This is a genomic window from Magnetospirillum sp. UT-4 (assembly GCF_902729435.1).
GTDB lineage: Bacteria > Pseudomonadota > Alphaproteobacteria > Rhodospirillales > Magnetospirillaceae > Magnetospirillum.
Window position 1 is genome coordinate 1 of sequence record NZ_CACVCG010000095.1, and the last position, 7,208, is coordinate 7,208.

The window sequence follows — 7,208 nt, forward strand, 5'->3', positions numbered from 1 at the left end:
CGCTCTAACGGCAAATTTTCATAGGTTGCGGCATTAATATATCAATAACACCATTTGTTGTATTTCGCCTCCGCGGCGCGCATAGTCACAGTGACCGCCTCCCAGTGGATCACGACCATGACCGCCCTTGCCGCCGCGTTTACCGCCGATCCCGTCGAAAGCATCCGCACCGTGCTGCGCCGCGAGGTGTCGGACGTGCTGCACCGGCATCTCCCCGCTTTGGCCCTGGTGCCGCCGGCCAAGGTCTACGACCGGGTGCTGGACGACCCGCTCATCCTGGCCCAGGCCTTTCGCCTGCTGCGCGAGCGGCCCGAGCTGTTCCAGGACGTGGTGGTGACGCCGGCGCGTCTGTTTCCCGGCAGCGACGAGGACCCGCTGGCCTGCGGCCGCACCCTGGCCGAGGTGGTGGCGCTGCTGGTTCGGGCCTGCGCCCGGCGCTATTTCCGCCGCCGCCTGCGCGGTCACGCCCCGGTGTTCCGGCCGCCGCAGCCGGGGCCGCTGGCCCGCCTGGCCTTGACCCTGGGCCTGGCGAAGGCCAGGCCGCAGCCTAAGCGCCCCGCCCCGGCCTCGCCAGGGGAACGGCTGTTCCGGGCCATGCGCGATTGGCTGCTCTACGAGTGGCAGGTGCCGCTGATCCCGACCTACGCCGCCCTGTCCCCCGAGCTGGTGACGGCCCTGGGGCCGCAGCTGCTGGAGTACCGCGATCCGCTGAAGGTCCAACTGCTGTCCGAGCACTCCACCGAGCGGGCTCTGGTCGAGGGCAAGGCGCCGCTGCTGCTGGGGCCGGCCCACCGGCTGCTGACCGGAGCCGGCGACAGCATCAACGCCGACATCCTGTGGAGCGTGTGTCAGAAGATGCGCATGGCGGCGCTGTTCCCCGGCTTCGACACCGCCGAGTTGCGCAAGGCGGTGTCGGCGGTGGCGGCAACCAGCCCGCAGGCGCTCAAGCTGCTGATGCCGGTGCTGGGTGGCGACATCCGGCTGTTCACCCTGTACCTGTTCACCGCCTACGGGGTGTTCGGCCCCATCCGCTATCGCCAGGTGCTGGGCGCCGACGGCCGCAAGTGGATGCTGGAGGCCATGGCGCGCCGCATCGCCAGGGGACCGGCCCTCAAGGGCACCCACGAGGAGATGAAGGCGACCATCGAGAGCTGGCTCGACCAGGCGGTGCAGGCCATCGCCCAGGACGAGGCCGACCGGGCCGAGGTGCACCGCAATCTCGATTCCATGCCCAGGCGGCCTGGGCGGTAAATCGGCGCGCACCCCGCCCCGGCGCATCCGTGCGCGGCCTCACCCCACCCCCAACCCCTCCCCATCAAGGGGAGGGGAGCAAAAAAAGGAAGCCCCTTCCCATCGAGGGGAGGGGAGCAAAAAAGGAAGCCCCTTCCCATCGAGGGGAGGGGAGTGACCAATCAGAACAGCGCCAACTGATCGCCGGCCCTGGGCGGCGGGCGGAAGCGGGTGCAGTCCAGCGCCATGCCCCGTTCCTCCAGGCCCAGGCGCTTGCAGGCCAGGCGGAAGCGGGTGGCCAGCATGCCGGCCAGCGGGCCGGAGCCGGTGCGGCGGCTGCCGAAGGTCGAGTCATAGGCTTTGCCGCCGCGCTGTTGCGCCATCAGCGACAGCACATGGCGGGCGCGGCCGGGGGCGTGGGCCTGCAGCCATTCGGCCATCAGCCCCTCGACCTCGAGCGGCAGGCGCAGCAGGATGTAGGCGGCGGAGGTGGCGCCGGCCGCCGCCGCCGCTTCGAGAATCCGTTCCAGCTCGTGCTCGGTGACGGCGGGGATGATCGGGGCCACCATCACCGCGGTGGGGATGCCCGCCGCCGCCAGCTGCCGGATGGCCTGCAGCCGCGCCGCCGGCACGCTGGCGCGCGGCTCCAGGGTGCGGGCGAGGTCGCGGTCCAAAGTGGTGACGCTGATCCCCACCGACACCAATCCCTCGGCCGCCATGGGCACCAGGATGTCGAGGTCGCGCAGGACCAGGGCGCCCTTGGTGGTGATGGTGACCGGATGGCGGAACGCCGCCAGCACTTCGAGGATCTCGCGCATGATGCGGAGCCTGCGCTCGACCGGCTGGTAGGGGTCGGTGTTGGTGCCGATGGCGATGGGGGCGGGGCGGTAGCGCGGGTTGCGCAGTTCGGCCTCCAGCAGCTTCGCCGCGTCGGGCTTGGCCAGCAGCCGGGTCTCGAAATCCAGCCCCGGCGACAGCCCGAGATAGGCGTGGGTCGGCCGCGCGAAGCAGTAGATGCAGCCGTGCTCGCAGCCGCGATACGGATTGATGGAGCGGTCGAACGGAATGTCGGGCGACTCGTTGCGGGCGATGATGGTGCGGGTGGCGTCCACCGCCACCTCGGTGCGGAGCGGCGGCAGGTCGTCCTCGTCCAGCGCCCAGCCGTCGTCGAACGCCTCGCGCCGCTGGCGTTCGAAGCGGCCGGTGGCGTTGCTGACGGCGCCGCGATGGGGAATCCGAGTGTTGCTGTCCATGCCGCGACAATAGGAAAGTTCCGGGTCCGTTTCAAGAACAAGGAGGCCTGGCCGCATCCCCCGCTCAAGGCCTCGGAGCAATGGCCGGGCGGCGTCGCGGAAGGCTTGCCGCGCGGGGTGAATATTAGGATATCATGGTCGCAACATTCCCACCCGCAGAGGAAGCGCCCGGTGTCCCACTCCGCCCCCGCCGCCAACGAGCATCCCTTCGCCCCCTATGTCCGCATTCTCGGCAAGGGGCCCAACCTGTCGCGGCCGCTGACCCTGGACGAGGCCCGCGCCGCCATGGGCATGATCATGGCCGGCGAGGTTCTGGACGCCCAGCTGGGCGCTTTCCTGTGCCTGCTGCGGGTCAAGACCGAGCTGCCCGAGGAGGCCGCCGGCCTGGCGCTGGGCATCAAGGATGCCCTGGCCAAGCCGGCCGGCGCCGTCAAGGTGGACGTGGACTGGGCCTCGTATGCCGGCAAGTCCCGCCAGCTGCCCTATTACGTGCTGGCGGCGCTGACCCTGGCCCAGCACGGCATCAAGGTGTTCATGCACGGCGCCGAGGGCCATACGGCGGGCCGCGTCTACACCTCGGACGCGCTGGCGGCGCTGGGGGTGCCGGTGGCCACCTCCACCGCCCAGGCGGTGGCGCAGCTGCAGTCCTCCAATTTCGCCTACATGACGCTGGAGCACCTGTCGCCCGCTTTGCACAAGATCATGGGGCTGAAGGCGATCCTGGGCCTGCGCTCGCCCATCCACACCGTGGCGCGCATGGTCAATCCGTTCGACGCCGCCTTCTCGGTCAACGCCGTCACCCATCCGCCCTACATGCCGGTGCACCAGGAAGGGGCGCGGTTGATGGGTGAGCAGGCCATGGCGGTGTTCAAGGGCGACGGCGGCGAGGTCGAGCGCCGGCCCGAGAAGTCCTGCGAGGTGTGCTTCCTCGAGGGCGGCAAGCCCGGCTCCGAGGAATGGCCGGCCATCGTCGCCGGCGTGCGCGACAAGGAGGACAGCCTGGACCTCGCCCGCCTGAAGCGGCTGTGGAGCGGCGAGGATGCCGACGAGACGGCGGCCGCGGTGATCGCCGGCACCATCGCCATCGTGCTGCGCTATTCCGGCCGCGCCAAATCGGTGGCCGAGGCCGAGGGTGCCGGCCAGGTCCTGTGGCGCGACCGCATCAAGGGGAAGGTGCTGTGAGGGTACGATGACTCGTCCCGCCCCGCGCCTGTTCATCTCGGCGGCGCACAAATCCTCGGGCAAGACCACCGTCACCGTCGGGCTGGCGGCGGCGCTGGCGGCGCGCGGGCTGAAGGTGCAGACCTTCAAGAAGGGGCCGGACTACATCGATCCGCTGTGGCTGGGCGCCGCCACCGGGCGGGCCTGCCGCAACCTCGATTTCCACACCATGACGCCCCGGCTGATCGGCGACACCTTCGAGCGCTTCAGCCGCGACGCCGACATCAGCCTGATCGAGGGCAACAAGGGCCTGTACGACGGCGTCGATCTGGAGGGGGCCAATTCCAGCGCCAGTCTGGCGACCTGGCTGGAGGCGCCGGTGGTGCTGGTGATCGACACCTCGGGCATGACCCGGGGCATCGCGCCGCTGCTGCTGGGCTACCAGGCCTTCGACGCGCGCGTCCGCATTGCCGGCGTCATCCTCAACAAGGTCGGCGGGCCCCGCCACGAGAAGAAGCTGCGCGACGTGGTCGCCCATTACACCGGCATTCCGGTGCTGGGGGCGGTGCAGCGGGCGCCCGACATGGAGATCATGGAGCGTCACCTGGGCCTGGTCCCGGCCAACGAAGTGGGCGCGGCCGCCGCCGGCATCGCCGGCTTGAGGGATTGCGTCGCCGCCCAGGTCGATCTCGACGCCCTCATCGCCCTGGCCCATGAGGCGCCGCAGGTGCAGGCCGCCGCGCCGCCGCCGCCGCCCGCTTTGGCCGCCGATCTGAAGATCGGCGTGGTGCGCGACGCCGCCTTCGGCTTCTACTATCCCGACGATCTGGACTCCCTTGCCGCCGCCGGCGCCGAGCTGGTGTATCTGGACGCCATCAACGACAGCGGCGTGCCCGGCGACCTGGACGGATTGTTCATCGGCGGCGGCTTCCCCGAGACCAACGCCGCCCGCCTGGCCGCCAATACCGGCTTTCGCGGCGACGTGCTGCGCATGGCCCGCGCCGGCCTGCCCATCTATGCCGAGTGCGGCGGCCTGATGTACCTGACCCGGGCCATCGCCTGGCAGGGCGAGCGCCACGCCATGGCCGGGGTGATTCCCGGCGACGCGGTGATGCATGCCCGGCCGCAGGGGCGCGGCTATGTCCGCCTGCGCGAGACCGCCGCCTTCCCCTGGCCGCGGCTGGAGGAGGGGCCGACGGTGCTGCCGGCGCACGAGTTCCACCATTCCCGCCTGGAGAACCTCGAGGGCGATTTCGCCTTCGCCTACGACGTGGTGCGCGGCGCCGGCATCGGCGGCATGCGCGACGGATTGATCGTCGGCAACACGCTCGCCACCTATGCCCACATGCGCAGCGTCGGACCCAGCCCGTGGGCGCCGCGCTTCCTGGCCTTCTGCCGCGCCGTCCGGACGGGCAAAGGTTGATGTTTTGTCAGGTGCCAGCCGGCGCCGGATGGGTTAGGTTCCCCCCTCAACGCAATGATTGACCCTGCCGCATGATCCGCATCGAATCGCTCACCCACATCTATCCCGGCGGGCGCAAGCAGCCCGCCCGCACCGCCGTCGATGACCTGTCGCTGCGGGTGGCGGAGGGCGAATTCGCCATCCTGTCGGGACCCAACGGCTCGGGCAAGTCGACCTTGTTCCGCATCCTCTGCGGCCTGGCGCTGCCCAGCCGGGGCAAGGTCGCCATCGGCGGCATCGACCTGTTCGCCGAGCCGGCCAAGGTGCGCCGCATCCTCGGCGTGGTGTTCCAGAGCCCGGCGGTGGACAAGCACCTGACGGTGGCCGAGAACATCCGCATCCATGCCGACCTTTACGGCATCGGGTCGGCCGAGTACCGCCCCCTGCTGGACGAGGCGCTGGCCTGGACCGATCTCGGCGGCCGGCTCGACCAGAAGGTGGACACCCTGTCGGGCGGCCTGGCCCGCCAGGTGGAGCTGGCCAAGGTGCTGATGACCCGGCCCCGGGTGCTGCTGCTGGACGAGCCGACCACCGGCCTCGATCCATCGTCGCGGCGCAGCTTCCTGGCGGCGCTGCACCGGCTGCAGCGCGAGCGCGGCATGACCGTGCTGATGACCAGCCACGTCTTCGCCGAGGCCGAGCATGTGGACCGCGTCGCCATCATGCGCGAGGGCCGGCTGCTGGCCTATGACACCCCGCAGGCGCTGAAGGCCCAGATCGGCACCGAGATGGTGGTGCTCCACCCGGTCGATCCCGAGGCCTTCGCCGCCGTGCTGGAGGCCGAGCTGGGCCTGGCGGTGCGCCGCCACGGCGACGAGCTGCGCCTCGAGGAGACCGAGAACGGCGAGGGCCTGCCGCTGCTGGAGCGCATCCTGGAGCGCTGGCGGCCCGAGATCCTGTCCATCTCCATCAAGCGGCCCGACCTCGACGACGTCTTCGTCCACGTCACCAGCCGGGTCGAGCACCACGCCGCATCAACCCCGCGCGAGACGGTGGCCAACCCATGATCCGCGTCGCCCTGTCCCTCGCCCGCCGCGAGTTCACCCGCTTCGCCCGCCAGCCGCAGCGGGTCATCGGCGCCGTCGCCCAGCCGCTGATGTTCTGGCTGTTCCTGGGCGCCGGCATGGGCTCCAGCTTCCGCCCGCCGGGCATGGAGCAGGTCACCTACCTGGAATACTTCTATCCCGGCGTGATGGTGATGATGCTGCTGTTCGCCAGCATCTTTTCCTGCATCACCATCATCGAGGACCGCGATGCCGGCTTCCTGCAGGGGGTGCTGGTGGCCCCGGTCGATCGCATGGCCATCGTGCTGGGCAAGGTCTGGGGCTCGACCCTGATCGCCCTGGTGCAGGTGCTGCTGTTCACCGTCGCCGCGCCGTTCCTCGGCCTCACCCTGACCGCCGGCGGTGTCGGCCTGCTGCTGCTCGGCTTCGTCGCCACCGGCATGGGCTTCGCCTCGCTGGGCTTCCTGCTGGCCTGGGGGATGCGCTCGACCGCCGGCTTCCACGCGGTGATGATGGTCTTCCTGATGCCGCTGTGGATGTTGTCGGGGGCGCTGTTCCCCATCACCGGCGCGCCCACCTGGCTTTACGTGGTGATGGCCGTCAACCCGGTCCACCACGCGCTGGAAGTGATCCGCGCCCCCTTCTACGGCGGCGCCGAGACCCTGTTCGGCAGCGCCTCCTACGGCGTGTCGCTGGCCGTCACCCTGGCCTGGGCCGGCATCTGCCTGGTGCTGTCCATGCTGCGGGTGGGCAAACGGGAGAAGGGAGCGGCGGCGCTGGCCTGATTCCGAGAAACCCCTCGCCCGCCCGCGGGACCTTTGCGAAACCCTCCCCACTGGTGGGGGAGGGTGGCGGCGCAGCCGCCGGGCAGGGGGGGGCTTACGCGCGGCGAGCGCGGAAAAATATTTAACGTCATCAAACACTTCATGTAGCGCGCTGACGCGCGCACCCCCCACCCCAGCCCTCCCCCACAAGGGGGGAGGGAGCCCAAAAAGGCAATTTCGCAAAGGTCCCGCAGGCGGGCGAGGGGGGCGTCAGAAGTTCAGGCCGTCCTCGATGGCCTTGATGCCGGCGACGATCTGGCCGTCCGGCAAGAGC

General features: G+C 70.2%; 6 protein-coding genes. 5 read left to right on the forward strand and 1 reads right to left on the reverse strand.

Annotated elements, in window-relative coordinates; translation table 11 throughout:
• Positions 1–117: 117 nt before the first annotated feature.
• Positions 118–1,251: a hypothetical protein gene (locus MTBUT4_RS13475; RefSeq protein ID WP_173980208.1), complete on the forward strand. Its 1,134-nt coding sequence runs from the start codon at positions 118–120 to the stop codon at positions 1,249–1,251.
• Positions 1,252–1,412: 161 nt separating this feature from the next.
• On the opposite strand, the gene MTBUT4_RS13480 is transcribed toward MTBUT4_RS13475, so the two are convergent.
• Complete coding sequence (locus tag MTBUT4_RS13480; protein WP_173980209.1) at positions 1,413–2,483, reverse strand: PA0069 family radical SAM protein; 1,071 nt, start codon at positions 2,481–2,483, stop codon at positions 1,413–1,415.
• 171 nt (positions 2,484–2,654) lie between these two features.
• On the opposite strand from MTBUT4_RS13480, the gene MTBUT4_RS13485 reads away from it, so the two are divergent.
• The 4 genes from MTBUT4_RS13485 to MTBUT4_RS13500 all read left to right on the forward strand — a co-directional run bounded on the left by MTBUT4_RS13485 (position 2,655) and on the right by MTBUT4_RS13500 (position 6,895).
• Positions 2,655–3,665, forward strand: coding sequence for a glycosyl transferase family protein (locus MTBUT4_RS13485; protein ID WP_254434862.1), 1,011 nt, complete (start codon positions 2,655–2,657; stop codon positions 3,663–3,665).
• Between the two features lie 7 nt (positions 3,666–3,672).
• Positions 3,673–5,067, forward strand: a complete 1,395-nt coding sequence (locus tag MTBUT4_RS13490; protein WP_173980211.1) for a cobyrinate a,c-diamide synthase — start codon at positions 3,673–3,675, stop codon at positions 5,065–5,067.
• Positions 5,068–5,138: 71 nt separating this feature from the next.
• Positions 5,139–6,113, forward strand: a complete 975-nt coding sequence (locus MTBUT4_RS13495; protein ID WP_173980212.1) for an ABC transporter ATP-binding protein — start codon at positions 5,139–5,141, stop codon at positions 6,111–6,113.
• Positions 6,110–6,895: an ABC transporter permease gene (locus tag MTBUT4_RS13500; RefSeq protein ID WP_173980213.1), complete on the forward strand. Its 786-nt coding sequence runs from the start codon at positions 6,110–6,112 to the stop codon at positions 6,893–6,895. Before MTBUT4_RS13495 ends, MTBUT4_RS13500 begins: the two co-directional genes overlap by 4 nt.
• Positions 6,896–7,208: the final 313 nt, after the last annotated feature.